This is a genomic window from Sandaracinobacteroides sayramensis, from assembly GCF_022014495.1.
GTDB classification, from domain to species: Bacteria; Pseudomonadota; Alphaproteobacteria; order Sphingomonadales; family Sphingomonadaceae; genus Sandaracinobacteroides; species Sandaracinobacteroides sayramense.
Map to the genome: position 1 here is coordinate 89,925 of NZ_JAKLSQ010000014.1, position 26,270 is coordinate 116,194.

30 protein-coding genes are annotated in these 26,270 nt (G+C 67.8%); 7 read left to right on the forward strand and 23 right to left on the reverse strand.

Annotated elements, in window-relative coordinates:
- Positions 1 to 46 precede the first annotated feature (46 nt).
- Positions 47 to 1,459: a type I glutamate--ammonia ligase gene (gene glnA, locus L6Q21_RS12035; RefSeq protein WP_237831003.1), complete on the reverse strand. Its 1,413-nt coding sequence runs from the start codon at positions 1,457 to 1,459 to the stop codon at positions 47 to 49.
- A gap of 60 nt (positions 1,460 to 1,519) precedes the next feature.
- The gene (locus L6Q21_RS12040) at positions 1,520 to 1,858 is read right to left on the reverse strand and encodes a P-II family nitrogen regulator (RefSeq protein ID WP_237831004.1); all 339 of its coding nucleotides are present in this window, start codon (positions 1,856 to 1,858) and stop codon (positions 1,520 to 1,522) included.
- A 182-nt stretch (positions 1,859 to 2,040) separates the two neighbouring features.
- Between L6Q21_RS12040 and L6Q21_RS12045 the strand changes: the two genes are divergently transcribed.
- Positions 2,041 to 2,430, forward strand: a complete 390-nt coding sequence (locus L6Q21_RS12045; RefSeq protein WP_237831005.1) for a PaaI family thioesterase — start codon at positions 2,041 to 2,043, stop codon at positions 2,428 to 2,430.
- Between the two features lie 441 nt (positions 2,431 to 2,871).
- Here the strand turns inward: L6Q21_RS12045 and L6Q21_RS12050 are convergent, their stop codons facing one another.
- The 13 genes from L6Q21_RS12050 to L6Q21_RS12110 all read right to left on the reverse strand — a co-directional run bounded on the left by L6Q21_RS12050 (position 2,872) and on the right by L6Q21_RS12110 (position 14,601).
- Positions 2,872 to 4,686, reverse strand: a complete 1,815-nt coding sequence (locus L6Q21_RS12050) for a monovalent cation:proton antiporter-2 (CPA2) family protein (RefSeq protein WP_237831006.1) — start codon at positions 4,684 to 4,686, stop codon at positions 2,872 to 2,874.
- Positions 4,687 to 4,690: 4 nt separating this feature from the next.
- The gene (locus L6Q21_RS12055) at positions 4,691 to 5,143 is read right to left on the reverse strand and encodes an iron-sulfur cluster assembly scaffold protein (protein WP_237831007.1); all 453 of its coding nucleotides are present in this window, start codon (positions 5,141 to 5,143) and stop codon (positions 4,691 to 4,693) included.
- Between the two features lie 23 nt (positions 5,144 to 5,166).
- On the reverse strand, positions 5,167 to 5,937 hold the full coding sequence (locus L6Q21_RS12060) for a polysaccharide deacetylase family protein (RefSeq protein ID WP_237831008.1): 771 nt from the start codon (positions 5,935 to 5,937) through the stop codon (positions 5,167 to 5,169).
- 11 nt (positions 5,938 to 5,948) lie between these two features.
- Positions 5,949 to 6,245: an alkylphosphonate utilization protein gene (locus L6Q21_RS12065; protein WP_237831009.1), complete on the reverse strand. Its 297-nt coding sequence runs from the start codon at positions 6,243 to 6,245 to the stop codon at positions 5,949 to 5,951.
- A gap of 1 nt (position 6,246) precedes the next feature.
- Positions 6,247 to 7,557 (reverse strand): cysteine--tRNA ligase, encoded by a 1,311-nt coding sequence (gene cysS / locus L6Q21_RS12070; RefSeq protein ID WP_237831010.1) that lies wholly within the window; start codon positions 7,555 to 7,557, stop codon positions 6,247 to 6,249.
- Complete coding sequence (locus L6Q21_RS12075) at positions 7,557 to 8,288, reverse strand: CvpA family protein (RefSeq protein WP_237831011.1); 732 nt, start codon at positions 8,286 to 8,288, stop codon at positions 7,557 to 7,559. Before L6Q21_RS12075 ends, cysS begins: the two co-directional genes overlap by 1 nt.
- A 9-nt stretch (positions 8,289 to 8,297) precedes the next feature.
- On the reverse strand, positions 8,298 to 9,668 hold the full coding sequence (gene radA, locus L6Q21_RS12080) for a DNA repair protein RadA (protein ID WP_237831012.1): 1,371 nt from the start codon (positions 9,666 to 9,668) through the stop codon (positions 8,298 to 8,300).
- 44 nt (positions 9,669 to 9,712) lie between these two features.
- On the reverse strand, positions 9,713 to 10,228 hold the full coding sequence (locus tag L6Q21_RS12085; protein ID WP_237831013.1) for a hypothetical protein: 516 nt from the start codon (positions 10,226 to 10,228) through the stop codon (positions 9,713 to 9,715).
- 61 nt (positions 10,229 to 10,289) lie between these two features.
- Positions 10,290 to 11,081, reverse strand: a complete 792-nt coding sequence (gene folP, locus L6Q21_RS12090) for a dihydropteroate synthase (protein WP_237831014.1) — start codon at positions 11,079 to 11,081, stop codon at positions 10,290 to 10,292.
- Positions 11,082 to 11,085: 4 nt separating this feature from the next.
- Positions 11,086 to 11,613 (reverse strand): adenine phosphoribosyltransferase, encoded by a 528-nt coding sequence (locus tag L6Q21_RS12095; protein WP_237831015.1) that lies wholly within the window; start codon positions 11,611 to 11,613, stop codon positions 11,086 to 11,088.
- An 11-nt stretch (positions 11,614 to 11,624) separates the two neighbouring features.
- The gene (locus tag L6Q21_RS12100; protein ID WP_237831016.1) at positions 11,625 to 12,482 is read right to left on the reverse strand and encodes a phosphorylase family protein; all 858 of its coding nucleotides are present in this window, start codon (positions 12,480 to 12,482) and stop codon (positions 11,625 to 11,627) included.
- On the reverse strand, positions 12,479 to 13,288 hold the full coding sequence (locus L6Q21_RS12105; RefSeq protein ID WP_237831017.1) for a S1/P1 nuclease: 810 nt from the start codon (positions 13,286 to 13,288) through the stop codon (positions 12,479 to 12,481). The genes L6Q21_RS12100 and L6Q21_RS12105 overlap by 4 nt, the downstream gene beginning before the upstream one ends.
- Positions 13,288 to 14,601: a cystathionine gamma-synthase family protein gene (locus L6Q21_RS12110; protein WP_237831018.1), complete on the reverse strand. Its 1,314-nt coding sequence runs from the start codon at positions 14,599 to 14,601 to the stop codon at positions 13,288 to 13,290. The genes L6Q21_RS12105 and L6Q21_RS12110 overlap by 1 nt, the downstream gene beginning before the upstream one ends.
- Before the next feature lie 124 nt (positions 14,602 to 14,725).
- Between L6Q21_RS12110 and L6Q21_RS12115 the strand changes: the two genes are divergently transcribed.
- Together L6Q21_RS12115 and L6Q21_RS12120 are read left to right on the forward strand one after the other, a co-directional pair.
- Positions 14,726 to 15,316 carry a DUF937 domain-containing protein gene (locus L6Q21_RS12115; protein ID WP_237831019.1) on the forward strand — a complete coding sequence of 197 codons (591 nt, stop codon included), beginning with the start codon at positions 14,726 to 14,728 and terminating at the stop codon, positions 15,314 to 15,316.
- A gap of 412 nt (positions 15,317 to 15,728) precedes the next feature.
- On the forward strand, positions 15,729 to 16,619 hold the full coding sequence (locus L6Q21_RS12120; RefSeq protein WP_237831020.1) for a DMT family transporter: 891 nt from the start codon (positions 15,729 to 15,731) through the stop codon (positions 16,617 to 16,619).
- Between the two features lie 178 nt (positions 16,620 to 16,797).
- Here L6Q21_RS12120 and L6Q21_RS12125 read toward each other — a convergent pair whose 3' ends face one another.
- From L6Q21_RS12125 to L6Q21_RS12145, 5 genes are all read right to left on the reverse strand, one after another.
- Complete coding sequence (locus tag L6Q21_RS12125; protein ID WP_237831021.1) at positions 16,798 to 17,535, reverse strand: N-acetylmuramoyl-L-alanine amidase; 738 nt, start codon at positions 17,533 to 17,535, stop codon at positions 16,798 to 16,800.
- Positions 17,532 to 18,404 (reverse strand): DMT family transporter, encoded by an 873-nt coding sequence (locus L6Q21_RS12130; RefSeq protein ID WP_237831022.1) that lies wholly within the window; start codon positions 18,402 to 18,404, stop codon positions 17,532 to 17,534. The genes L6Q21_RS12125 and L6Q21_RS12130 overlap by 4 nt, the downstream gene beginning before the upstream one ends.
- Positions 18,401 to 19,120: a J domain-containing protein gene (locus L6Q21_RS12135; RefSeq protein WP_237831023.1), complete on the reverse strand. Its 720-nt coding sequence runs from the start codon at positions 19,118 to 19,120 to the stop codon at positions 18,401 to 18,403. Before L6Q21_RS12135 ends, L6Q21_RS12130 begins: the two co-directional genes overlap by 4 nt.
- A gap of 219 nt (positions 19,121 to 19,339) precedes the next feature.
- Positions 19,340 to 19,576, reverse strand: a complete 237-nt coding sequence (locus L6Q21_RS12140; RefSeq protein WP_237831024.1) for a cold-shock protein — start codon at positions 19,574 to 19,576, stop codon at positions 19,340 to 19,342.
- 13 nt (positions 19,577 to 19,589) lie between these two features.
- Positions 19,590 to 20,015, reverse strand: a complete 426-nt coding sequence (locus L6Q21_RS12145; protein WP_237831025.1) for a M67 family metallopeptidase — start codon at positions 20,013 to 20,015, stop codon at positions 19,590 to 19,592.
- A gap of 5 nt (positions 20,016 to 20,020) precedes the next feature.
- Between L6Q21_RS12145 and L6Q21_RS12150 the strand changes: the two genes are divergently transcribed.
- From L6Q21_RS12150 to L6Q21_RS12160, 3 genes are all read left to right on the forward strand, one after another.
- Positions 20,021 to 20,992 carry an RluA family pseudouridine synthase gene (locus tag L6Q21_RS12150; protein ID WP_237831026.1) on the forward strand — a complete coding sequence of 324 codons (972 nt, stop codon included), beginning with the start codon at positions 20,021 to 20,023 and terminating at the stop codon, positions 20,990 to 20,992.
- 24 nt (positions 20,993 to 21,016) lie between these two features.
- A complete protein-coding gene (gene rpoH, locus L6Q21_RS12155) occupies positions 21,017 to 21,913 on the forward strand; it encodes an RNA polymerase sigma factor RpoH (RefSeq protein ID WP_237831027.1) in 897 nt (298 codons plus the stop codon).
- A gap of 503 nt (positions 21,914 to 22,416) precedes the next feature.
- Entirely contained in the window at positions 22,417 to 22,980 is a 564-nt protein-coding gene (locus L6Q21_RS12160) for a PEPxxWA-CTERM sorting domain-containing protein (protein WP_237831028.1), read from the forward strand.
- 3 nt (positions 22,981 to 22,983) lie between these two features.
- Here L6Q21_RS12160 and L6Q21_RS12165 read toward each other — a convergent pair whose 3' ends face one another.
- The 3 genes from L6Q21_RS12165 to queC are packed head-to-tail and all read right to left on the reverse strand — an operon-like array spanning position 22,984 to position 24,847.
- Positions 22,984 to 23,520 carry a DUF924 family protein gene (locus tag L6Q21_RS12165; protein ID WP_237831029.1) on the reverse strand — a complete coding sequence of 179 codons (537 nt, stop codon included), beginning with the start codon at positions 23,518 to 23,520 and terminating at the stop codon, positions 22,984 to 22,986.
- Complete coding sequence (queE, locus tag L6Q21_RS12170; RefSeq protein WP_237831030.1) at positions 23,517 to 24,149, reverse strand: 7-carboxy-7-deazaguanine synthase; 633 nt, start codon at positions 24,147 to 24,149, stop codon at positions 23,517 to 23,519. Before queE ends, L6Q21_RS12165 begins: the two co-directional genes overlap by 4 nt.
- Positions 24,146 to 24,847 carry a 7-cyano-7-deazaguanine synthase QueC gene (gene queC / locus L6Q21_RS12175; protein WP_237831031.1) on the reverse strand — a complete coding sequence of 234 codons (702 nt, stop codon included), beginning with the start codon at positions 24,845 to 24,847 and terminating at the stop codon, positions 24,146 to 24,148. The genes queE and queC overlap by 4 nt, the downstream gene beginning before the upstream one ends.
- Before the next feature lie 139 nt (positions 24,848 to 24,986).
- On the opposite strand from queC, the gene hemA reads away from it, so the two are divergent.
- Positions 24,987 to 26,204 (forward strand): 5-aminolevulinate synthase, encoded by a 1,218-nt coding sequence (hemA, locus tag L6Q21_RS12180; RefSeq protein WP_237831032.1) that lies wholly within the window; start codon positions 24,987 to 24,989, stop codon positions 26,202 to 26,204.
- The last annotated feature ends 66 nt before the right edge of the window (positions 26,205 to 26,270 follow it).

Consider the following 26,270-nt stretch of genomic DNA (forward strand, 5'->3'; position numbering starts at 1 on the left):
CCCGCCTTTTCCCGATGGATCGGGGCCGGCGACGGCCCCTGCCAGCTTATGAGCTGTAATACATATCGAATTCGACCGGGCTCGGGGTCATTTCCCAGCGGGCCACTTCTTCCATCTTCAGCTCGATATAGCTGTCGATCTGGTCGTCGGTGAAGACGCCGCCCCTGGTGAGGAAGCCGCGGTCCTTGTCGAGCGCGGCCAGCGCTTCGCGGAGCGAGCCGCACACCGTCGGCACCTTCTTCAGCTCCCTGGGCGGCAGGTCGTAGAGGTTCTTGTCCATCGCCGCACCCGGGTGCAGCTTGTTCTCCACCCCGTCGAGCCCGGCCATCAGCAGCGCCGAATAGGCGAGATAGGGGTTCGCCATCGCGTCCGGGAAGCGCACTTCCACCCGCTTCGCCTTGGCGCCCGTGCCATAGGGGATGCGGCAGGAGGCCGAGCGGTTGCGGCTGGAATAGGCCAGCAGCACCGGCGCCTCATAGCCCGGCACCAGCCGCTTGTAGCTGTTGGTGCTGGGGTTGGTGAAGGCGTTGCAGGCCTTGGCGTGCTTGATGATGCCGCCGATGAAATAGAGCGCGGTTTCCGACAGGCCGGCATAGCCCTCGCCGGCGAACAGCGGCTTGCCCTTGGCCCAGATGGAAAGATGGGTGTGCATGCCCGAGCCATTATCTTCCTTGATCGGCTTGGGCATGAAGGTGGCGGTCTTGCCATAGGCCTGGGCCACCATGTGCACGACATATTTGTAGATCTGCATGCGGTCGGCGGTTTCGACCAGCGTGCCGAACTCCAGCCCCAGCTCATGCTGGGCGGCGGCGACCTCATGGTGGTGCTTGTCGCACGGCAGGCCCATGTCCAGCATGGTCTGCACCATTTCGGCGCGGATGTCGGTCGCCGAATCCACGGGCGCCACGGGGAAATAGCCGCCCTTGGCGCGCGGGCGGTGGCCGAGATTGCCTTCCTCGTAGCTGCGGCCGGTGTTGGTGGGCAGCTCGATATCGTCCAGGCTGTAGAAGCTGGTGTTGTAGGCCTGGCCGAACTTCACATCGTCGAACAGGAAGAATTCGGCTTCCGGGCCGACGTAGACGGTGTCGCCGATGCCGGTGCCCTTCAGATAGGCTTCCGCGCGCTTGGCGGTGGAGCGCGGGTCGCGGCCGTAAAGCTCGCCGGTCGACGGCTCGACCACGTCGCAGAAGAGGATGGCCATCGGCGTGGCGCTGAAGGGATCGATGTAGAAGGAATCGAGGTCCGGCTTCAGGATCATGTCGCTTTCGTTGATCACCTTCCAGCCGGCGATCGACGAACCGTCGAACATGAAGCCTTCCGCCAGATTGTCCTCATCGATGACGCGCTTCGCCATGGTGAGATGCTGCCACTTGCCCTTCGGGTCGGTGAAGCGGAGATCGATCCACTCGATTTCCTTTTCCTTGATCTGCTTCAGGATGTCAGACGGCTTGCTGCCCATTTGGTCCTCGCTTGCGTGAAAGATGTGCGTGCGCCCGGATCGGCCGGACACGGATTCAAGTCAGATGGCGTCGAGATCCGTCTCTCCGGTGCGGATGCGGATCGCCTTGTCGATCGTGGAGACGAAGATCTTGCCGTCGCCGATGCGGCCGGTGCGGGCGGCGTTGGCGATCGCCTCCACCACCCGGTCGACCTGCGCGTCGTCCACCACCACCTCCAGCCGCACCTTGGGCAGGAAGTCGACGATATATTCGGCGCCCCGGTAAAGCTCGGTATGGCCCTTCTGGCGCCCGAAACCCTTCGCCTCGGTGACGGTGATGCCGGAAACGCCGATCTCGTGCAGCGCTTCCTTCACCTCATCCAGCTTGAACGGCTTGATGATCGCTTCGACCTTTTTCATCTCTTCGGATAGCTCCCTCGCAGACGGGCGGTGCCCGCTCGATTCTCCAAACAGCCCTTACTATGCAAAAGGCGTGCCAACCAGGCCCCACCAAGGGGAGAGCTTGGCAGCGGGGGCGGTTTTGCCCAATTTGGCGGCAGAGTGATGAATTTTGGGGCAGTTTTGCCCGCTGGGAGACGAAGATGGCCGCCGATCCTGCCGATTCCATGCCCTTCTCGAAGCTGATGGGCGTGCGCGTGACCGAAGCCGGGCGCGAGCGGGTGCTGGCCGAACTGGAGGTGCGCGCCGATCTCTGCACCGCCGGCGGCATCCTGCACGGCGGCGCCATCATGGCCTTCGCCGACGCGCTAGGCGCGATCGGCGGCTTCCTGAACCTACCCGAAGGCGCCGCCGGCACCACCACCATCGAAAGCAAGACCAACTTCCTGGGCGCCGCGCCCCAGGGCCAGACCGTGACCGGCGAAGCCGTGCCAGTGTCGGTCGGACGGCGGCTCTCCGTCTGGCAGACGCATATCCGCCGGGCCGACGGCAAGGCCGTGGCGCTGGTGACGCAGACGCAGATGGTGCTTTAGGGTTCGGGCGGGGTTTTGCCTCCGGCGGCCAGGGCTTCGCCCTGGACCCAGCAGGGAAATGATTTCCCTGCACCCTCTTTTCTTTGGGTTGGGGCTGAATCGGTGAGGTCGGGCTTGCGGATTCGGTTCGATTGCCTGCGGCGCTTTGGATCGGTCTCTCCCGTCACCCCGGGCTTGACCCGGGGTCCAGCTGTTTGGCCCGCCATTCGGGCATGATCGGCGAACCTCGGCGCGCGAGGAAGCTGGACCCCGGGTCAAGCCCGGGGTGACGGGGGAGGCTGGCAGTTGAAGAGTCCGCCAAGCTAGCGCCGCAGGCAATAGTTTGCCTGTCAAAGCGACCTTGCCGCTCAAACCCGAAAATGTGGGTGCAGGGAGCACGGCTCCCTGCCGGGGGAGTTTGAGGGGGCAGAGCCCCCTCAAGTCCGACGCCCGGGATTAACCCTAGCTGCTCGCGGCCTCCGCCGGCGGGATTTCGCCCAGCGAGGTGTCGGCGCTTTCCGGCCGCCAGTTCTGGCCGGGGCGGAAGATGGTTTCGCGGCCGGCCATGATGTCGCCCGAGGCCGCCTGCAGCGCCAGCCGCTCGGAATCGCGGCGGACATATTCCTCGGTGATTTCGTCGATCGTCTCGGGCGGGGTTCCGAGTTCGGCGAGCGCGATTCGGCCGAGTTCCAGCGCGCTGTAGAAAAGCTCGCGCACGGCGATGTCCACGTCGCCGGCCTTCAGGCGCATATAGTGCAGCCGGTCGTGGGCGCGGACGATGATCTTCATGTGCGGGAAGGCGTGGCGGACGGCGTCCAGCCGGTGCGGCTCCCAGGCGCCGCCGGTGGTGACGATCAGCAGTTGCGCGTCTTCGGCGCCGGCGGCGCGCAGCACGTCGGGGCGGAAGCCGTCTCCGTAATAGACCTTCCAGCCGAAGGCCTTGGACTGCTCGATCAGGTCTGGCCGGCTGTCGATCAGCACCACTTCCACGCCGCGCGCGTGGAAGAGCTGGGTGACGATCTGGCCGAAGCGGCCGTAGCCGACGACGATGACCGAGCCGGGCGGGGCGGAGTCCGGGCCTTCCAGCCCCTCGGTGGAGGCGGGCGGGGCTTCATGTTCGAACAGACGGTGCCAGAGCATGAGGGCCGGCACCGTCAGCGCCATGGAGAGGGTGACGACGGCGGTGAAGAGCGAGGCGGCTTCCGGCAGGATCAGCACGCCGGCGGTGGCCGCCCCCAGCACGATGAAGGCGAATTCCCCGCCCTGCGACAGGTGGACGCCGATCAGCGAGGCGTCCTTCCACGAGGAGCCGAACAGCCGGGCGAGCGCGGCTACCACCGAGAGCTTGATCGCCATCAGCAGGAGCGCGAGGACGACGATCTTCAGCGGGTTGGCCAGCACCACGTTCAGGTCCAGCGTCATGCCGACCGCCATGAAGAAGAGGCCGAGCAGCAGGCCGCGGAAGGGCTCCACATCGGCTTCGACTTCGTGCCGCCAGGGGCTGTCGGCCAGCATCACCCCGGCGATGAAGGCGCCCATCGCCATCGAAAGGCCGAGCGAGGCCATCAGGAAGGAGGCGCCGAGCACCGTCAGCAGCGCGCCGACCACGAACACCTCGCGGGCGCCGGCCATGGCGATCAGCCGGAACAGCGGGTTCAGCAGGTAGCGCCCGGCCAGCACCAGCCCGCCGATCGCCGCCAGCGCCACCAGCAGCAGCTCCCAGCCGCTGCGGACTTCGGGCGACGGGGCGCGGGCGAGCGCGCTGGTCACCAGCAGCAGCGGGACGATGGCGAGATCCTGCAGCAGGTGGATGGAGATGATGCGTTCGCCGAGCGGCGTGTTGATCTTCTGCTGGTCCTGCAGGATCTGCACGTCCAGTGCGGTGGAGGAGAGGGCGAGCGCGAGGCCCACCACCAGCGCCGCGTGCCAGGTGAAGGCGGTGCCGAGGAACAGGGCGGCCGCCAGCGCCAGCCCGCACATCACCACTTGCAGGGTGCCCAGCCCGAATATGTCCCGCCGGAGCGCCCAGAGGCGGGCCGGGTTCAGTTCCAGCCCGACGACGAACAGCAGCATCACCACGCCATATTCGGCGAACTGCATGGCGCGTTCGGGATCGGGGATGAGGCCCAGCAGCGACGGGCCAATGATGAGGCCGCCGACCAGATAGCCGAGCACGGCCCCCAGCTTCAGCCGGTTGAAGAGCGGCACGCAGACGACGGCTGCCGCCAGATAGATGACCGCCTCGCGCAGGACGGTGGTGTCGACCTCGCCCGCCACCCGCCTAGGCCTGACGCGCCAGCTGGCCGGCCATGAGGGCGGCGGCGGCGGTCGCCTCGAAGGCGAGGAGGATGGAGGGGTGGCGGCCCGGATGCGCCCGCGCCGCTTCGAAGAGGGCAAGCTCGGGGAAGCGGGCGGCGAGCGGCGTGGGCAAGGCCCCTTCCCCCTTCAGCCATTGCTTCAGTTGCGCATGGGCGTCGCCGAGGCTTTCGGCGGTTTCGCCCAGCGCGTGGCGGCCGAGGATGGAAGCGGAAGCCTGGCCCAGCGCGCAGGCGCGGACTTCCTGCCCGAGATCGGCGATTCGCCCCTGCCGGTCCAGCACCACGTCGACCGTCACGCGGCTGCCGCAGACGGGAGAGGTGCGGTCCGCCGTGCCTTCGGCCTGTCGCAGTCTTTCGCCGTGGGGGATGCTGGCCGCGAGGCGGAGGATGTCGGCGTTGTAGAGGGGGGCGTCCATGCCCGCCTTTTATAGGAACTGCCTCAGGGCTTGGCAAAGGCTCCGGCGTAGCGCGGGGCAAGAAATGGCCGGACGAGGGCGGCGTCCAGCGCGATTTCGTAGACGCCCTCGGCCCATGGCCCGGCTTCGTAGGGCGGCACCAGCACGCGGATGGCGCCGATTTCGCCCTCGCCCTGCGGCACGATCGGATAGGCGGTGAAGTCCGGGCATTTGTCGTAGTCGCCGCCCAGTTGCACGCCGCCGCGCCGGTCCTTGCGTTCCGCGTCCAGCGCCTTGCAGAAGGCGGGCTTCAGCGCGGCTAGCGCGCCGTTCGCATCCTGGAAGAGCTCGGCGAACTGGATGCGGCGGCCGGCGTCGCGGTCCCAGATGACGGTGCGGAACATGACATTGCCATGGGCGCCGCCGGTGTAGCTGTACTGGCGGGTGGAGAAGGCGAGGAGGAGGTCGGTCTCGGCCTCGGGCTCCCAGCGTTCGGACCATTCGGTCTGATACTTCCGGTCTCCGGGCTGGGCGGCGGCGGCGGCTTCGTCGGCCGAGCGGATCTGGCGGCCGCGCTCGGCCAGCGCTTCGCCGCGCATGTCCTGCACCAGTCTGGGTTCCAGCGCCGCTTCCGGCGCCAGCGACCAGCGGAAGCCGAGCGCCGGGCTTTCGTAGCGGACGAGAAGATCGGAGGCGGGCAATTCCGGTTCCGTCGCCGGCGGGGCGCCGGCCCTGGCGCCGCCGGGATTCTGGGCAAGCGCCGGAGCCGCCAGCAGCAGCGCCAGAGGGACGAGGAAGGCGGAACGGCGGTTCATCGGATTTCCTCTCAACGCTTCTTCACGAACTCGGCGCGCAGCACGAGGCCCTTGATTCCGTCGAACTTGCAGTCGATCTCCTGCGGGTCGCCGGTGAGGCGGATCGAGCGGATGACCGTGCCGACCTTCAGCGTCTGCCCGGCGCCCTTCACCTTCAGGTCTTTCACCAGCGTCACGCTGTCCCCGTCGGAGAGCAGGTTGCCGACCGAGTCGCGGACTTCCATTGCCTGCGCCGCTTTGGCGGCTGCGTCGGCGGCGGAAATCCATTCGCCGCTGGCTTCGTCATACACATATTCGTCGTCGGACATTTCAGGCCTTTCGCCAGCTGATGGCGCCGTCCTTGCCGACGGCGATTGCGATTCCCTGCCCTGCCAGTTCGTCGCGGATGGAGTCGGCGGCGGCCCAGTCCTTCGCGGCGCGGGCGGCGGCATAGGCGTCGAGCTTCGGTTGCAGCGCCGCTTCGTCGGCGCCGCCCCGGAACCATTGCGCCGGGTCCGACTGGCCGAGGCCGAGGACGGCTGCGCCGTCCGGGAAGGCGGCCAGCGCTTCGGGGGTGTTCAAATCGTCGAGCAGCGCTGGCGGCAGCTCTTCGCCGGCCGCTTCCCCATCCGCCTTGCGGCGGTAATGACGGTCGAGCTTGGCCTTCGATTGCTCCAGCAGCGCGTCCGTCCATTGCAGCGGCTGGCGGTAATGGGCGCTGAGGAGGGCGAGGCGCAGCACTTCGCCCGGCCAGCCGGCCTCGATCAGTTCGCCGGGCGTGACGATATTGCCGAGCGATTTCGACATCTTCGTCTCGCCCATGGTGAGGAAGCCGTTGTGCATCCAGATGCGGGCGAGTTCGGCGCCGCCATGGGCGCAGCAGCTTTGCGCGCGTTCGTTTTCGTGGTGGGGGAATTGCAGGTCGAGCCCGCCGCCGTGGATGTCGATGGTGTCGGTTTCCAGCACCGAGCGGATCATCGCCGAGCATTCGATGTGCCAGCCGGGGCGGCCGCGGCCCCCGTTCGGACCGAAAGGGCTTTCCCAGCCGGGCTGCTCGGGGCTGCTTGGTTTCCACAGCACGAAGTCGCCGGGCGCGCGCTTGTAGGGGGCGACTTCGACCCGAGCGCCGGCGATCATCTCGTCCATCGGCCGCTTGGAAAGCTCGCCGTAGCGGTCGAACTTCGCCACTTCGAAGAGCACATGGCCTTGCGCTTCATAGGCGTAGCCTTTGTCCACCAGCGCCGCGATCATCGCGATCATCCCATGCTCGCCGGCGATATGCTCGGTGGCGCGCGGGTTGAAATCGGGCTTCAGGCAGTTGAGCGCCGCCATGTCGGCGAAATAATGCGCTTCGAATTCGGCGGCGACGGCTTGCGGCGTGCGGTTTTCCTTTACCGCCTTCGCCATGATCTTGTCGTCTATGTCGGTGATGTTGCGGGCGTACCGGACATTCTCCGCCCCGTGCAGGTGGCGCAGCAGACGGTAGAGCGTGTCGAACACTACCGCCGGGCGGGCGTTGCCGATATGGGCGCGGCCATAGACGGTGGGGCCGCAGACATAGAGGGTGAGAGGCTTGCCCGGCCCGGGCGTGCGGACTGGCTGTTTCGCGCGGGAGAGCGTGTCGTAGAGCTGCAACGACATCAGATGTTGACCTGCTCTCCGGATTTCGCGCCTTCGTTCAGAAGCTCGTCCAGCGCGCGGCGGTCTTCAGGCGTGTAGCCGCCCTCATTCCGGCCGGGGGGCACCGGCCCGGCATAGGGCGGCGGGATTTCCGGGTGGCCGGGCGGAAGGGCGCCGGGCGGAAGCTGCACGCCGGGCGGCAGGCCGAGGCCCCTCGTCGCTTCGCCGCCCTTGTCGCCCGTCTTCGCGTCCCACTCCTTCACCCAGCCGACCATGGCGTTGGCGCTCAAGGACAGGATCGGCGCCGAGCGGCTTTCGCGCAGCCATTCGGGCGGCTCCTGCTCCGCGTCGAACAGGCCGGTCGCGAACTGGGTGAGGAGGAAGAGGGCCGAGGCGAGGATCAGCCCCTTCAGGGCGCCGAAGCCCAGCCCGAGCACCCGGTCCATCGGGCCGAGCAGGCTGCGCCTGGCGAAGCCGCCGGCGGCGCCGGCGGCGATACGGGCCAGGAGCGCGGTGCCGAAGAAGAGGCCGATGAAGGCGACGATGGCGGCCGTGCTTTCCCCCCCGGTCTTCGGCAGCAGCCACATGGTCGCCTGCTGGTGGAACAGGCGCACGGCGACGATGGCGAGAATCCAGCCGGCGAGGCTCAGCGCCTCGTGCGTGAAGCCGCGCATCAGCCCGCCGATGGCGAGGAAGCCGATGAGGGAGACCACCACCCAGTCGAAGGCGGTGAAGGTGGAGAGAATGTCCATGTGCGGTAGCTAGGCCCTGGCCTTCAAGCGGTCAACGAGGGCGCGGACGCTGGCGACGGGCGAAACCGAAAGCTTGCCCACCCCCTTGGTGCCGGGCGGGGCGAGCGCGGAGGTGAAGCCGAGCTTTTCCGCCTCTTTCAGGCGGAGCGCGGCATGTGCCGTCGGGCGGACTTCGCCCGAAAGCGCGATCTCGCCGAAGGCGAGGCAGTCGCTGGGCACCGGCACGTCGAGGACGGCCGAGACGAGGGCGGCGGCGACCGCCAGATCGACCGCCGGATCGACGACGCGCAGGCCCCCCGCCACGTTCAGATAGACTTCGCTGCCGCCGAAGCCGAGGCCGGCGCGGGCTTCCAGCACGGCGAGCAGCATGGCGAGGCGCGAACCGTCCCAGCCGACCACCGCGCGGCGCGGGGTCGCGCCGGTGGGCAGGCGCACCGTCAGCGCCTGCAGTTCGACGAGCACCGGCCGCGTGCCTTCGAGCGCCGGGAAGACGACGGCGCCGGGCACCGCCTGCTCGCGGTGGGTGAGGAACAGGCTGGAGGGGTTCCGCACTTCGGCCAGCCCGTCCGACTCCATGGCGAATACGCCGATCTCGTCGGTGCCGCCGAAGCGGTTCTTCACCGCGCGCAGCACGCGATACTGGTGGCGCCCCTCGCCTTCGAAATAGAGGACGGCGTCCACCATATGCTCGAGCACGCGCGGGCCGGCGATCTGCCCGTCCTTCGTGACATGGCCGACGAGGATGACGGCGGAGCCGCTGGCCTTCGCCCAGCTTATGAGTTCGAGGCTGGCGGCGCGCACCTGGCTGACGGTGCCGGGCGCGCCTTCCAGCTGGTCGGAGTGCATCGTCTGGATGGAATCGATGATGACCATCGCCGGCGGCGCGCCAGCCGAAAGCGTCGTGAGGATGTCGCGCACCGAAGTGGCGGCCGCCAGCCGGACGGGCGCGTCGGCTAGGCCGAGGCGCCGGGCGCGCAGGCGGACCTGATCGGCCGCTTCCTCGCCGGAGAAATAGGCGACCGGCAGGCCGGCGCGGGCCATGCGGCCGGCGGCCTGCAGCAGCAGCGTGGATTTGCCGATTCCGGGGTCTCCGCCGATCAGCACCGCCGAGCCGGGGACGAGGCCGCCGCCGAGCGCGCGGTCGAGTTCGGCGAAGCCGGTGGCGAGGCGGGTGGGCAGTTCCACCACGGCGTCGAGCGGCAGCATGTCCAGAACGCGGCCGCCGGCCTTCAGGCTGTGCTTCTGGGCGAAAGGCGTCGCCGTGGCGGACGCCTCCTGCTGCAGGCTGTTCCACGCCCCGCAATCGGGGCACTGCCCCATCCACTTCGAGTGGGCGCTGCCGCAGGACTGGCAGACGAACTTCAGCTGCGGCTTCGCCATGGGATGGGGTCAGGGCCTCTTAAAGGGCTATGGGCCTTTCCGGATCAGGCGTCTTTCTTCGCCTGCGAACGCGCCGTTCGCTTGGTGACAGAGCCGATCTTGGCGCCGGGCACCTTCGTCGCGCGCTTCGGGTTCTCCACCGGGTTCACGCCGCCACGCGCCGTCGGGCGGTTGGCGGGGCGGCTTTTCGTGGTGGCGCGCTTCGCGGCCAGCGCCCGCTTCTGGCCGTCGACGATGCGGGCGCGCGAGGCGACGGCGTCGCGGCGGCCGAGCTCGTCGTTCACGCGGCGCAGCGCATGGGCGAAGACCTGCTTGCGCTGCTTCGGGCGGGCATAGGTGCCCGGGAAGCTGCCGCCGCGCGGCTCGGCCTTGCCGCGGGCGATGCGGCGCTTTTCATGGCCGAGGTCGCGTTCCTTGGCCCGCAGGTCGCGCAGGCGCTTGCGGGCGGCTTGCAGCCCCGCCTCGTCGAGCAGGCCGAGCGCCGGCTTGTGGGTGGATTCGACGAGGGTCCATTCCTCATGATCCAGCAGGGACTTTTCCGTCTTCTTCGAAATCGCCATTCTTCTTGCTCCCTTCGGACAACAGGCTTCATGTGCGACGGGAAGCGGGCGGGCGCAAGGGTCAGGGGCGGATTGCCTCCCACAAGGCCAGCGCCTGCCGCGTTTCGGCGACATCATGCACCCGGAGCCAGGCGACCTTCGCCTCGGCCCCGCGCAGCGCCAGCGCAAGGCTTCCGGGCAGGCGTTCAGAAGGGGCAGCGGGGCCGGCGACCGCCGGGATCAGCGACTTGCGGCTGGCGCCCAGCAGCAGCGGGACGCCCAGCGCGTGGAAAGCCTCCAGCGCCCGCATCAGCGCCAGATTCTGCGCCATGTCCTTGCCGAAGCCGATGCCGGGATCGGCGATGAGGCGGGCGCGGGGGATTCCGGCGGCCTCGGCCGCGGCGATGCGGGCGGCGAGCGCCGCCTGCACTTCGGCCACCACATCCCGATATTCGGCGAGGCCCTGCATGGTGCGCGGGTTGCCGGGCATGTGCATCAGCACCACCTGCGCCCCGCTGGCGGCGGCGAGCGGCAGGCTTTGCGGATCGGCCTGCAACGCCGACACGTCGTTCAGCATGGTGGCGCCGGCGTCGAGCGCGGCCCGCATGACGCCGGCCTTCATCGTGTCGATGGAAACCCGCAAGCCTTGGCGGGCCAGCGCCTCCACCACCGGGGCGGTGCGGCGGATTTCCTCCTCCAGCGGCACTTCCGCCGCGCCGGGGCGGGTGGATTCGCCGCCTACGTCTATGATGTCCGCGCCTGCCTCGGCCAGCCGCAGGCCGGCGGCGATCGCCTGCTGCAAGGAAGCGTGGCGGCCGCCGTCCGAGAAGCTGTCGGGCGTGACGTTCAATATCCCCATCAGCTTCGGGCGCATGCGCTCAGGCCGGGAAATGCAGGAGGGAGACGGGTTCGACTCCGGCCGCGCGCAACTTTTGCGCGCCGGAAAGCCCGTCCAGTTCCAGCACGAAGAGGGCGCGGGTGACGGTGGCGCCGGACTTGCGCAGCAGCTCGACGGCGGCGGCCGCCGTGCCGCCGGTCGCCAGCACATCGTCCACCAGCAGCACCCGGGCGGATTTCGGCACCTGGCCGTCGTGCAGCTCCAGCCGGTCGGTGCCATATTCCAGCGCGTAATCGTGGCCGATGGTCTGCCCCGGCAGCTTGCCCGGCTTGCGGACGAGGACGAGGCCATGGCCCGTCCGTTGCGCCAGCGCCGCGCCGAAGAGGAAGCCGCGCGCCTCGACGCCGGCGATCAGGTCGAATGCGCCCGCGCGTTCGGCGAGCGCGGCGGTCGTCGCCTGGAAGGCGGCACCGTCGGCCAGAAGCGGAGTCAGGTCGCGGAACTGGATTCCGGCTTTCGGGAAGTCGGCGACGGTGCGGACATGGGCGGCGAGCTTTTCCAGGGTCATCCAGGCTTGTCTCAGGCGAAGAAGCGGGGGGCGATCGCGCGCAGGCGGGCGGCGGCTTCGGTTGGCCAATGGGCGCGCGGGGTGAGGATCGCTTCGTCCAGCGCGTGCGCCCAGCCGCCGGCGGCGGACAGCGGCATGGCTGCGAGGCGCGCGCACAGCGCCTGCACCAGAAACCCCGCCTGTTCCCGGTTGGCGCGCGCCACTTCCATGACGGCGGCGGTGGTCACTACTTCTTCGCGCCAACTGTCATAGTCGGTCACGAAGGCGGCGATGGCGTAGGCCATTTCCGCCTCCCGGCAGAGCGCCGCTTCAGGCATCGCCGTCATGCCGACGACGCTGTGCCCTTCCGCCTTCGCCAGCCGGCTTTCGGCGCGAGTCTGGAAGCGCGGGCCCTGGATGGCGAGATAGGTTCCGCCCTGTTCGTGTGGGATCCCCCAAACTTGCGCCGCCGCCGCGACATGCCCGGCCAGTTCGGTGACGACGGGGTCGGCGACGCTGATATGGGCGACCAGCCCCCCGCCGAAGAAGCTGGAGGGACGGCCCCATGTGCGGTCGACGATCTGATCGGGAATGGCGAGGCTGCCGGGTGGCAGGCTTTCCACGAAGCTGCCGCAGGCCGCGACCGAGACCACCGCCGTGCAGCCGCGCGCCTTCAGCGCGGCGATATTGGCGCGATAGTTGATTTCGGCCGGGGCGATATGGTGGCCGGCGCCGTGGCGGGCGAGGAAGACGACCGGAAGCCCGGCGATCTCGCCTTCCAGCAAGGCGTCCGAGGGCCAGCCCCAGGGCGTTTCCTGCGCGTGCCGGTGCCCGCCTTCCAGACCCGGAAGCGCCGAAACCGCGCTGCCGCCGAGGATGCCCAGCTTCACTTGCGCCCCTTCTTCTGCGGCGCGGCTGCCACCGGCGTGTCGAAGAGCGCGTTCAGGTAAGAGGCAAGGCGCAGCCCGCCCTTGCCGAGCTGGCGGTTCAGGCGCGCCTGCTGCTCGAAGACATAGGAATAGCGCAGGTCCGGGTTGGCCGGATACATCGCTTCGCGCTCGAGGACGCTGTCGGCCAGCCATTGCTGCGGGTCCGGGCTGGACCAGTCGCGCAGCTCGTCCGTCGTGAAGCGGCTGGTGAGCCAGCCGGCCCATTCCGTGTAGGACAATTGGTTGTGGGCGATCAGCGTGCTGTCCCACAGGGTGTGGAGGTTGGTCTGCTCGCCGAAGAAGCTCACCTTCACATCGTTGCCGCCGCGATCGCCGGGGCGGCCGACGTGGAGCGGCTGCGACAGGTCTCCGACGATGTGGATCACGAAGCGCAGCGCCTTCTGCCGCTCGGCGAGCGGGGCTTTCGCGTCTCTGGCGATCGCCGCATATTTCGTCAGCGCGGTGATCGAATCCCCCTCGGGCGGGTGGCCGACATCGGCATAGGCCTTGTCCGCCGGGATGGTCACATAATGCCAGGGCACCGATTCCTTCTGCCAGAAGGGATCGGGGTCGGACCGCATGAAGTCCGGCCAGTTGGAGGCTTCGGCGAGGCTTTCCGTGCCGAGGATGTCCTTCACCCCCGCCCTGGCCTTTGGCGACAGATATTCGTCGGCCACGGCTCCAGTGATGCGGTGGCCGGTAAGCCCCCAGGCGAAGGCGGGCTGGGAAACGGCAAGAGCGACGGCGGCAATCGCGGCGAAACGCATCAGATGGCCTCCAGAGCCTGGGTGAAATCGGCGATGAGATCGTCCGCGTCCTCGACGCCGATCGAGATGCGGACCAGATTGTCGGTGATGCCCAGTTGCTGCTTGCGCGCGTCCGGAACGGAGAGGTGGGTCATCGCGGCGGGCGCCGAGGCCAGCGTTTCCGTGCCGCCGAGGCTGACGGCCAGCTTGGCGATCCGGAGCGCGTCGAGGAAGGCGAAGGCTTCGCGTTCCCCGCCCTTCAGATAGAGGGAGAAGGTGGAGCCGGCGCCGGTGCAGTGGCGGCGGTAGATGTCGCCCTGCCGACTGTCCTCGTCCGAGAGGAAGCCGAGATAGCCGAGCTTTTCCACCTTCGGATGGTCGCGCAGGAAGGCGCAGACCTTTTCGGCATTCTCGCCCGCGCGGGACATGCGCAGCTCCAGCGTCTCCAGGCTGCGCAGCAGCATCCAGGCGGTGTGGGGGTCGGTGATGGTGCCGACCGTGTTGCGCATCATGCGGATGGGGGTGATATGGCGCGCCGCCCCCACCACCGCGCCCGCCACCAGATCGGAATGGCCGCCGGCGTATTTGGTGAGGCTGTAGACGCTGAGGTCGGCGCCATGGCGCAGGGGCTGCTGCCAGAGCGGGCCGAGGAAGGTGTTGTCGATGGCGATGGGCGGGGCGTTTTCCGGGAAGGCGGAGTCGCGCGCGGCGCGCACCGCTTCCAGATCGACGAGCTGGTTGGTGGGGTTGGCCGGGCTTTCGAGATAGATGAGCGAGAGGCGGCCCTTCGCCTTCGCCGCTTCCAGCACGGCGGCGATCTCCTCGCCCGTGGCGCCGGCCGGAAAGTCCAGCCAGCCTACCCCGAACTTGCCGAGGATGCGGCCGATCAGCGTTTCGGTGGCGGCGTAGAGCGGGCCGGAATGGACAATGACGTCTCCGGGCGCGCAGAAGGTCATCAACAGGGTGGCGATCGCCGACATGCCCGACGAGAAGCTGAGCGCGTCCTCCGCCTCCTCCCAGATGGCGAGGCGGTCTTCCAATATCTCCTGATTGGGGCCGTTGAAGCGGGAATAGACGAGGCCCTCCGCCCCGCCCGGCCGCTTGCCGGTGACTCCCTCGAAATGCCGCTTGCCGGCCGCCGCCGATTCGAAGACGAAGGTGGAGGTGAGGAAGATCGGCGGCTTCAGCGCATTTTCCGAAAGCGCCGGATCATAGCCATGGCCCATCATCAAGGTGGCGGGCTTCAGCCGGTGGCTGCCGATATCGAGAACGTCGGGCTTCGGGCGGCGCCTCTCCGGCCGGAGGGGGCCGTCGCCGGATTGGTCGTTGCTCATCGCGCGCTCCTGCTGCTTCCACTTTTCTAGGCCGTCGACGGACCATGGTAAATCCCGCCATGCCGCGCTTGCCATTGCAACATGACGCGCGGATAACGCCCGCCGACACAGCAGGGGACCATATATGAGCAACACTATCCTTGAAGCCTTGGGCGGCGCCGGCGGACTGGCGCAGATCGCCAGCGAACTGGGGATCGACCAGCAGACGGCGATGACCGGCGCCGCCGCCCTGCTGCCCGCCGTGCTGGGCGGATTCAAGAAGCAGGCGCAGGCGCAGCCGAACGGGCTGGAAGGGCTGGTGGGCATGCTGGGCGGCATGGGCGGCGGCGGGCTGCTGGACGCCGTGCTGGCGCCGAAGGCGACCCCCGTCGATCAGGGCAACGCCGTGCTGGGGCAGATCTTCGGGTCGAAGGACGTCAGCCGCGAAGTGGCCGGGCAGGCCGCCGGCGCCTCGGGCCTTTCCGCCGACCTGCTGAAGAAGCTGCTGCCGGTGGTCGCCATGGCCGCCGCCGGGATGATGGCGAAATCGGCGAGCGCCGCCCCGGCGCAGGAAGGCGGATTGGGCGGCCTCGTCGGCCAGGTGCTGGGCGGGCTGACCGGCGGGCAGCCGGCCGCCGCCGGCGGGCTGGGCGGACTGGTGGGGATGCTGGACCTGAACGGCGACGGCAATCCGCTGGACGATATCCTGGGCATGGCGCAGCGGCTGGGGCGCTGAGGCGGGACGTTCGAAGGGGCGCTGCCCCTTCACCCCGGCAGGGGATTATATCCCCTGCACCCCGTTTTTCGTGTTTTGGCTGTGGGTTGCGGGCCTCGTCGCACTTGCGAGATGCCTTGGGCATTTTGTTTGATGGCGTCTGTTTCGCGCGTCAACGCTGTGGTTGACATCTTGCTCAGCCTACCGAAGCACGCCTTTCTCACGCAAAGCCACAATTGCGCACTGTAATTGGCATATTGTCCCCGGAATCTCCATTTTCTCGAAAGATAGTTTGAAAGCAATAATCGGATTGCCGGCCCGGCAGATAAGGCTGCACTCCTTGGACAAGGGCGAAGCCGCCTGCTCTGTCCGGAGGAATGTAATGTCGCAATCTTCACTATCATCCCGACCCATGACGGCGTTGGAATGGGCCATGCTCATCGCCCTCGCGGCGGTATGGGGCGGCTCCTTCTTCTTCAACGGCGTGGCCGTTCGGGAGTTGCCTGTTTTCACGGTGGTGGTTTCGCGTGTGGCACTGGCCGCGCTCATCCTGCTGCTGATCCTGAAATTGCAGGAAAAGCCGATGCCGAGAGATCGGCGAATTTGGCTGGCCTTTTTCGGAATGGGATTGCTGAACAACGTCATTCCCTTTTCGTTGATCGTGTGGGGCCAGCAGCATATCGCCTCGGCTGTTGCCTCGATCCTCAACGCTTCCACACCGCTCTTTACGGTCGTGTTCGCCCATTTCCTGACCAGCGAGGAGAAGATGACAGGCGGCAAGCTGGTGGGTGTCGTCATCGGTTTTGTCGGCGTTGCCGTCATGATCGGTTTCGACGCCTTACAGTCGCTCGGCACGAACGTCGTGGCGCAATTGATGTGCCTCGCCGCTGCGGTTTCCTACGCCTTCGCGGGCATCTTCGGCCGTCGCTTCCGGACTATGGGCGTAACGCCTATGACGACCGCCACCGGGCAGGTTATCGCTTCAAGCATCCTGCTCTTGCCCCTCATGCTCATAATCGACCGGCCTTGGGCGCTCGATACGCCAAGCATGGCCGCGATCGGCGCCTTGATCGGCGTTGCGGCGCTTTCCACGGCACTGGCCTATATTCTCTATTTTCGGATTCTATCCACGGCCGGGGCGACCAACCTTCTGTTGGTAACCTTCCTGATCCCGGTCAGCGCAATCATCCTCGGCGTGCTGTTCCTCAACGAAAGCCTGCTTCCGAAGCATATTGCCGGCATGGCGCTGATCGGCGTCGGACTGGCCGCCATCGACGGCAGGCCGTGGCAAGCCATACGCCGCCTTCAGGCTCGCACCTTGTAGGAACGATATTCCGGGGATTGGCTGAAGGGCAGTTTGAGTTGGGCGGCGCATCTGCACCGCTGCCAAAAGCCGCCAGTCCACACCCTATCCACAAGCTGACCAAGCATCCGGGGGTGCAGGGGCGTCACGCCCCTGCTGGGTCCAGGGCGAAGCCCTGGCCGCCGGAGGCAAACCTGAGCTAGCCGCCGAAATCGCCGCCGGCTTGCAGGCGCTGTTCCTCCAGCACCTGCAGGGTGAAGAGCACGGCGCGGGTTTCGCCGTCTATCACGCCGTCCACGTTCGACTGGCGGAAGCGGCGCTGGAAGGCGGTGGTGGCGGCCTTCAGGTCGGTCACGTCGTAGCCGAAGCGCTCGAGCGCGAGGCCGAAGGCGCCGTCCGGCCAGCCCGGGTCCGCCAGCAGCTTTTGCGGACGGGACAGCGCGATCCGGTGCATGGCGAGGCGGGGCCAGTCGAAGAGCTCGCCCGGGTCCTGCTTGCGGGTGGGGGCGATGTCGCTGTGGCCGATGACGTCGGCGCGGTCGATGCGGTGGCGGACGCACAGCGTGGCGCACAGGCGCAGCAGCTGGCGCATCTGCACGTCCGGGAAGGATGTGTAGCCCCATTCGTGGCCGGGGTTCACGATCTCTATGCCGATGGAAGAGCTGTTGAGGTCGCCCTCGCCGCGCCAGCGGCTGGCGCCGGCGTGCCAGGCGCGGTCCAGCTCTTCCACCATCTGCACGATTCGGCCGTCGTCGTGCACCAGATAGTGGGAGGAGACGCCGGAGTCCGGGTTCACCAGCCAGTCCTCGGCGGCCTGCCCCGTCTGCATGCCGGTGTAGTGCAGGATCAGATGGCGGATCGGGCGGCGGCCGGGGGGCACGATCCGCTCGTTGTAGTTGGGCGAAGGGCGCCAGACGATCTCCTCGGCGAGGCTCATGCGTCTGCCTCAACCGATTTCCGCGCGCTGCGCAAGGTGATGATGGCGACTCCGGTCAGTGTCAGCGCGCCGCCGACCCACATCAGCGGGGTGACAGGGGTGCCATAATAGAGGGTGGCGATGCCGACTGCCAGCATCGGCGTCGGCAGGGTGAAGGGGGTGATGAGGGTGACAGGGTAGCGTTGCAGCAGCCAGCTCATGCCGGCGTGGCCGACGAGCGAGGCGGCGATCGCCGAATAGACGACCCAGCCGAAGGCCATCAGCGGCACATGCGGCAGGGCGGCGATGCCGCCCGGCTCCAGGAACCAGCTTGCCGCCAGCAGCAGCGGGATGGAGACGACCGCCTGCCAGCCATAGAGGGTGAGGACTGGAACCCCCGTCAGCCGGCGGAACATCAGGTTGCCGATCGCCCAGCAGAACGAGGCGCCGAAGGTGAGGAAGATGCCCAGCCGCTCGTCGACGATGCGCGGATCGAACACCAGCAGCGCGACGCCGGCGATGGCGAGCAGGATGCCGACGGTGCGGCGCCAGGCGATCCGCTCCCCGTCGATCAGGATGGCGAGGATCAGCGACAGGGGCACGCCAAGCTGGCCGGCGATGGCCAGCGCCGAAAGGTTGGTGGCGACCTGGTAGCTGTAGGCGCCCAGCCCGAACTGGATGGCGCCGGTGATGACGCCCGTCGCCAGCACCAGCCCCATGCGGCCGGGGACGATCTTCAGCGACGAGGCGCAGACCAGCAGCACCACGCCATAGCGCAGCGCCACGGTGAGGAGCGGCGCCATCAGCAGCACCGCCTCCTTGATGGCGACGATGTTGAAGGCCCAGAGCAGGTCGATCAGCAGGACGAAGGCGATGTGGACGGGCTTCATCCGCCCTTCCCCTTCATCAGCGCCGCATAGGCCGCGTTGATGGTGGCCATGCGCGCCTCGGCGACGCGGATGAATTCGGGCGGCGTGCCCTGCGCGATGTGCCGGTCCGGATGATGGTCGCGGGCGAGGCGGCGGTAGGCGGCGCGGATTTCCGCGTCCGCGGCGCCGGGCTTCACGCCCAGCACGGCGTGCGGGTCGTTCGCTTCCAATGGGATGTGGCGGGCGCGGATTTCGGCCCATTTGCGCGGGTCGAAGCCCATCAGCGTGGCGACATCGGCCAGATAGGCCAGTTCCTTGGGGTGCACGCCGTCGACCGTGGCGATCATCAGCAGCGCTTCCAGCAGATCCTCCAGCACGGGCGAGCCTTCGCCCAGCAGGCCGGCGGCCTGCTTCGCATAGGATTCATAGCCGTCCACCGACTGCCGGGCGAGGCGGTAGAAGCGGCGCATATTCTCCTGCTCCGCCGCCGGCACATGGAACAGCTTTTCAAAGGCCTCGGCCTCGCGCTCGGAGGCGTGACCGTCCGCCTGCGCCATTTTCGCGGCCAGCGCGATGGCGGCGATGGTGAAGGCCACCTGCCGGCGTTGCGGGTTGGCGGCGCGGGCGGCGAGCGCGCGATCGACGGCGGCGCCGACCGCCGCGCCGGCGAGCGCGCCCAGCGGCCCGCCGAGCATCAGCCCGGCGGCTCCCCCCATCAGCAGCGCCCAGATTGCCATGGGCGGGCCTTACCGGGGTTGCGGGCAAAAGGCCATGCCCGGAAAGCGGGGTTTCCGCGGCCTGGGCCGGGGACTCCTGTTCCCTTTCGGTTCGTCACCCCGGGCTTGACCCGGGGTCCGGCTTTTTCAGCCGGGGCCGCGCTCGAGGAGGAAAGCGGGACCCCGGGTCAAGCCCGGGGTGACGGGAAATGAATCAAGGGCTTGTATCAGGTTCCCGACCTAGCGCCGGGCCTTTCGCGGGCGGCGTTCCTGCACCAGATAGACGCGCTGCGCCGTCAGCCGGCCGTTCCCCGTCTGCACCAGTTCGAACTCCACCTTGGTGCCGGGCATCAGGCCGCTGAGGCCGGCTTCGGCCAGCGCGGAGACGTGCACGAACACATCCTTCGGCCCCATGTCCGGACGGATGAAGCCGAAGCCCCTGCCGCCGTCGAACCATAGGATTTCGCCCTGAGCCATGATGTCACATTGGTTACAAACTGCCACCGGCGATGGCAACCGCTTCGAAGCCGGCGGGGGTGGGCCGCCAGGCGTGAATCCGCCCGTCGGCGACGATCAGCCAGAGCCAGCCCATGTCGGCCACGCCTTCCCGGTCTTGGCGGCTGGGGCAGCCGTTGCCGTTGGGGTGGGAATGCCAGCAGCCGACCAGCCGCTCCGGCCCGGCGCGGTGGCGGCGCTGGGCGTCGAAGAGGTGCGCGGGGTCGATCTCAAAGCGGCTGGCGGGGGTGGGGGAGCGGTTGGCGGCGATGCTGGCTTCGCGGATATGCGCCGCTTCGCCGAACAGCAGGCCGCAGGCTTCGTCGGGCGCGGCCGCGGCGGCGGCGGCCAGCATCGCGCAGGCCGCGGCGCTTTCCAGCCGGACGGGGGTTGAACCTGCGGCGATCGTTCCAACATCCATCGGCAATGCATGGGGGCAACGACAAAGCGGGGCAAGGTTCGGACCGGCGGGAAGCGAGGCTGGCGGCGGAAGCGGCGGGCTGGCGGCTCGACCGGGCGCTGGCGGCGGCCATCCCCACCCTCTCGCGCGAGCGGCTGAAGGCGCTGGTATCCGCCGGCGCGGTGGACGTGGACGGGCGGCCGGAGCGCGACCCTTCGCGCAAGATGAAGGGCGGCGAGGCGGTCGGCGTTTCGGTTCCCGAGCCGCGCCCGGCCGAGGCGCAAGGGCAGGATATTCCCATCCGCATCGTCTTCGAGGACGCGCATCTGCTGGTGGTGGACAAGCCGGCCGGGCTGGTGGTGCATCCGGCCGCCGGCAATCTCGACGGCACGCTGGTGAACGCGCTGCTGCACCATTGCGCCGGCCGGCTTTCCGGAATCGGCGGCGTGGCGCGGCCGGGAATCGTCCACCGGATCGACAAGGACACCTCCGGCCTGCTGGTGGTGGCGAAGACCGACCGGGCGCACGCCGGGCTGGCGGCGCAGTTCCAGAAGCACACGATCGGGCGCCGCTATCGGGCGGTGGTCTCCGGGCTGCCGACGCCGCCGGCCGGGCGGATCGAGACGAACCTCGCCCGATCGGAGGCGAACCGGCAGAAGATCGCCGTGGTGGAGCCGCCGCGCGGCCGCCACGCCGTCACCCATTACCGGCTGCTGGAAAGCCTGCAGAAGGCGGCGCTGGTGGAGTGCCGGCTGGAGACCGGCCGCACGCACCAGGTGCGGGTGCATATGGCGCATATCGGCCATCCGCTGATCGGCGACCCCTTCTATGGGCAGGGGCGGCTGGCGGATCTGTGCAAGCGGCTGGGGTTCCAGCGGCAGGCGCTGCACGCGGCCTCGCTGGAGTTCGAGCATCCCATCACCTCCGAGATTCTCGCGTTCGAAAGCCCGACGCCGGATGATATTCAGGAACTGCTAATCGCGCTCAGCCCAGCGTGAGCGCCGAGAGGCAAAGGAGAAGCCATGTCGAGCAACCTGCCCGCCAACATTCCCGCCCTCGGGCCGGATGCCAGCCTGAACCGCTATCTTTCCGAAATCCGCAAATTCCCGCTGCTGGCGCCGGAAGAGGAATATATGCTGGCGAAGCGCTGGCAGGAGCATGAGGATCCGCAGGCGGCGACCCGGCTGGTGACCTCGCACCTGCGGCTGGTGGCGAAGATCGCCATGGGCTATCGCGGCTATGGCCTGCCGGTGTCCGAACTGATCGCCGAGGGCAATATCGGCCTGATGCAGGGCGTGAAGAAGTTCGAGCCGGAGCGGGGATTCCGCCTCGCCACCTACGCCATGTGGTGGATCAAGGCTTCCATCCAGGAGTATATCCTGCGGAGCTGGTCGCTGGTGAAGATCGGCACGACTGCGGCGCAGAAGAAGCTGTTCTTCAACCTGCGGCGGATGAAGGGCAAGCTGCAGGCGATCGAGGACGGCGATCTGCACCCCGACGACCTGAAGAAGATCGCCACCGACCTTGGCGTTTCCGAGGAGGATGTGGTGCAGATGAACCGCCGCATGGCCAAGGGCGGCGACACCAGCCTCAACGCCCCCATGCGCGAGGACGGCGAGGGCGAGTGGCAGGACTGGCTGGCAGACGACGGCCCCAGCCAGGAGACGGTGACCGCCGAGCGGCAGGAAGCCGACATCCGCCACGACCTGCTGCGCGAGGCGCTGCTGACGCTGAACGAGCGGGAGCGGCATATCCTGACGCAGCGGCGGCTGATCGACGAGCCGCAGACGCTGGAGGACCTGAGCCAGGAATATGGCATCAGCCGCGAGCGGGTGCGGCAGATCGAAGTGCGCGCCTTCGAGAAACTACAGAAGGAAATGCTGAAGATCTCGCAGGATCGCAGGCTGATCGAAGCCTGAGCCGGCCGCCGCCGCGCCGGCCGCCATTTCCGCCGGAACAGGCCCGGCCCCATTCGTGGGGCCGGGTTTTTCTTGGCGATTATGCAGTTTGCAAACCAATGGCTATTGTGCGGTCGCCAACTTGACACCGGACATTTCCAACAGCCGTCACCCCGGGCTTGACCCGGGGTCTCGCTGTCTTCCTCGAACGCGGCGCCGGCAGAAAAGCTGGACCCCGGGTCAAGCCCGGGGTGACGAGGGAGTTGTATAGCCGCCGCTTCCTACCGGAACCGTCGTTCGCCGCGTGGGTTTGCAAACTGCGCAACCATTTTTTCTTTCTTTTACAATATTTAACGTATCTCTGCTGGCTTTCGACAAAATTGTTACTTTTGGGAAACAAACTCTTGTGCGCTGCGGCGAAATGGTTAAGCTTCGCGGCAGGGGTCGGACACTGCGCGGGTTTTCGCGGGCAGGTCCACTGGGTCGCGCCAGCGGAACCTCGGGTTGAACAGAGGGAATATAAAATGAACAAGCTGCTGTTGGGCGCGCTTTGCGCCGCCTTCATGACCACCTCGGCGCAAGCGGCGACGCTGGTGATCGATCTGGAAGACGTCTTCAGCTACGCCGGCGAAGGCAGCCCCGACAATGTCGTATGGAACTTCAACCTCGGCGCCAACTCGCACATCACCGGCATCGCCTATGACGTGACGCTGACCGCCTTCTCGCCGTCCTGGCTGTCGGAACTGGTGGTGAGCTTCACCAGCACCGGCCTCGACGGCGTCTATCTGACGCCCGGATTCGCCAACAGCTCGTCGGGCACCGCCAGCTTTGCCGCTTCCGCCAGCCTCGTCGACATCGGCCTGGACTTCAGCCTGGACGCCGACGGCCTCCTCTGGCTGGAGTTCTTCGAGAGCTTCAACGATGCCTCCGTGAACCCCGACGGGGTCTGGAACGGCACACTGACCGTGACCTACACGCCGGAAAACGCCGGCCCGGCCGTGCCGGAACCGGCCAGCTGGGCCTTGATGCTGAGCGGCTTCGGCCTGGTGGGCTTCGCCGCCCGCCGTCGCCGGCTGGCCACCAACTGATCCTCAGCCGGCGAACCCGCCGGAATCGAGAAACGCCTGCTCCTCGGCCGTGGTCTCGCGGCCGAGGAGTTCGTTTCGATGCGGGAAGCGGCCGAAGCGGGCGATCGCCTCGCGGTGCACTTCGGCATAGTGCAGCAGCTCCGGGCCGAGCGGGCGGATGAGCTCCACCGCCTTTTCCTGATCGGCGAGCGCTTCCGAATGCTCGTAGGGCAGATAGAAGAACAGGCGGAGGTCCGGCGCCACCTGCTGGTCTTGCCCGGCGGCGATCGCGGCTTCGGCGATCTGTAGCGCCTTCGCGTCGGTCTCGAACATGCGAGCCGAGCCGCGGAAAGCGTTGCGCGGGAACTGGTCCAGCAGGATCATCAGCGCCAGCGCGCCATCGGCGCTTTCCGCCCAGCCGTCGAGGTCGCCGCGCGCGGCGGCTTCATGCGCTTCCAGGAAGCGGGCGCGGAAGTCCGCGTCGAAAGCGTCGTCCTTGCGGAACCAGGCTTCGGCGCCGGCGTCGCGCCAGAAGTTCGTCACGTCTGTCGGTTCGGTCATGGGATCCCCGTTACCTTGTGGGTTTGAAGCGAAAGCCGCCATTTCGGGTTGGCGAGGCACCAGTCGATCGCCGCGGCGATATTGCGGAGCTGGGCAGGGCCGTCCATCGGCTGCACGAAGAAATGCGCGAAATCCCAGCTCTCCACTTGGGGCGGCAGCAGGGTGGGTTGCGGATAGACCAGCTTCAGCTCGTCGCCCCGGCGCTGGACGATCTCGGCGCCGGCCTTCGGGCTGATGCAGAGCCAGTCGATCCCGTCCGGCGCTTCCACCGTGCCGTTCGATTCCACCGCGACGCGGAAGCCCTTCGCGTGCAGCGCGGCGATCAGCGGCGGGTCCAGTTGCAGCAGCGGCTCGCCGCCGGTGCAAACCACCAGCCGATGCGCGCGTTCCGCGCCCCACATCGCCTCCACCGCCGTGGCGAGATCGTCCGCCGTCTGGAACCGGCCGCCGCCCTCGCCGTCCATCCCGACGAAATCCGTGTCGCAGAACTGGCAGACGGCCTCCGCCCTATCCTGCTCCCGCCCGGTCCAGAGGTTGCAGCCGGCGAAGCGCAGGAACACGGCGCGCATGCCCGTCTGCGCGCCCTCCCCTTGCAGGGTCAGGAACAGTTCCTTGACCGCGTAGCTCATGCGTAGATCGTCGGGTCCGGCACGTTCGCCTCGGCGAAGCCCTTTTGCCGCAGGCGGCAACTGTCGCATGCGCCGCAATGCGTGCCGTCCGGCGTCGGATCGTAGCAGGACCAGGTGAGGCCGATGTCCAGCCCGTTTTCCACCGCGGCCTGCACGATTCCGGCCTTGGAGAGGTGCAGCAGCGGCGTGTGCACCTTGTAATGTGCCGCGCCTTCCACACCCGCCTTGGTGGCGAGGTTCGCCATCGCCTCGAAGCTGGCCACGAACTCCGGCCGGCAATCGGGGTAGCCGGAATAGTCCAGCGCGTTCACGCCGATCATCAGGTCCGCGCCGCCGGCCGCCTCCGCCCAGCCGAGCGCCACCGACAGGAAGATGGTGTTGCGCGCCGGCACATAGGTGACGGGGATTCCCGGCTGCACCCCGTCCTTCGGCACTTCGATGTCGGCCGTCAGCGCCGAGCCGCCGAAGCCGCGCAAATCCAGCGGCAGGCGGATATGGCGCTCCACCCGGTAATGCGCGGCCAGCGCGTCGGCCGCTTCCAGCTCGCGGCGGTGGCGCTGGTTGTAGTCGATCGTCAGCGCCAGCACCCGCGCGCCGGCGTTGCTGGCGATGGCGAGGCAGGTGGCGCTGTCGAGCCCGCCCGAAAGCAGGAGGACGAGGGGTCGCCCTGCGAGGTTCTGGAGTTGCGTGTCTTTCACTTTGCCCTGCAATGCTGATAAGTGCGACCCTTAGTCGCTTGCCTGCGGCATTACCACGCTTGCAAGCGCGCCCGCGCGCTTCTACGGCCGGGGGGAGGGAAAAGAATGACGGGATGGGCGGAAAGGCGCGATACTCGCTGTGGTTGACTATAACCTGATCTTCAAGTCGGCGATCGATCGCCTGCACGAGGAAGGCCGCTACCGCGTCTTCATCGATATCCTGCGCAACAAGGGCGGCTTTCCCAACGCCCGCTGCTTCGCCGGGCACAACGGCCCGAAGCCGATCACCGTCTGGTGTTCCAACGACTATCTGGCGATGGGGCAGCACCCCAAGGTGATCGCCGCCATGGAAGAGGCGCTGCACGACGTCGGCGCCGGATCGGGCGGCACCCGCAACATCGGCGGCAACACCCATTACCATATCGACCTGGAAGCCGAGCTGGCCGACCTGCACGGCAAGGAAGGCGCGCTGCTCTTCACCTCCGGCTATGTCTCCAACGAGGCGACTCTGGCGACGCTGGGCAAGCTGCTGCCGGGCTGCATCATCTTTTCCGACGAGCTGAACCATGCCTCGATGATCGCCGGCATCCGCAATTCCGGCTGCGAGAAGCGCGTCTGGCGGCACAACGACCTGGAGCATCTGGAAGAGCTGCTGAAGGAATCGGATCCCGAGACGCCGAAGCTGATCGCCTTCGAATCGGTCTATTCGATGGACGGGGACATCGCGCCGCTGCACGCCATCTGCGACCTCGCGGACCAATATGGCGCGCTGACCTATCTGGACGAAGTGCATGCGGTGGGGATGTACGGCCCGCGCGGCGGCGGCATTTCCGAGCGCGACGATGCGGCCGGCCGCCTCACCATCATCGAGGGCACGCTGGGCAAGGCCTTCGGCGTGATGGGCGGCTATATCGCCGCCGACCAGACCATCATCGACTGCATCCGCAGCTATGCCCCCGGCTTCATCTTCACCACCTCGCTCTCGCCCGTGCTGGTCGCCGGCGTGCTGGCGAGCGTCCGCCACCTGAAGCAGTCCGGCGAGGAGCGCGAGGCGCAGCAGGCCGCCGCCGCGACGCTGAAGCGGCTGATGGCGGAAGCCGGCCTGCCGGTGATGCCGAGCGTCTCCCACATCGTGCCGCTGATGGTCGGCTGCCCGGTGAAGGCGAAGAAGATCAGCGACATCCTGCTGGCGGAATATGGCGTCTATGTGCAGCCGATCAATTTCCCCACCGTGCCGCGCGGCAGCGAACGGCTGCGCTTCACCCCCGGACCGGCGCACTCCGAAGCGATGATGCAGGAACTGGTGGCGGCGCTGGCGGAAATCTGGGACCGGCTGGAGATGCGCGCCGCGGCTTGAGGCTGGGACTTTTTGCCTCCGGCGGCCAGGGCTTTGCCCTGGACCCAGCAGGGGCGTGACGCCCCT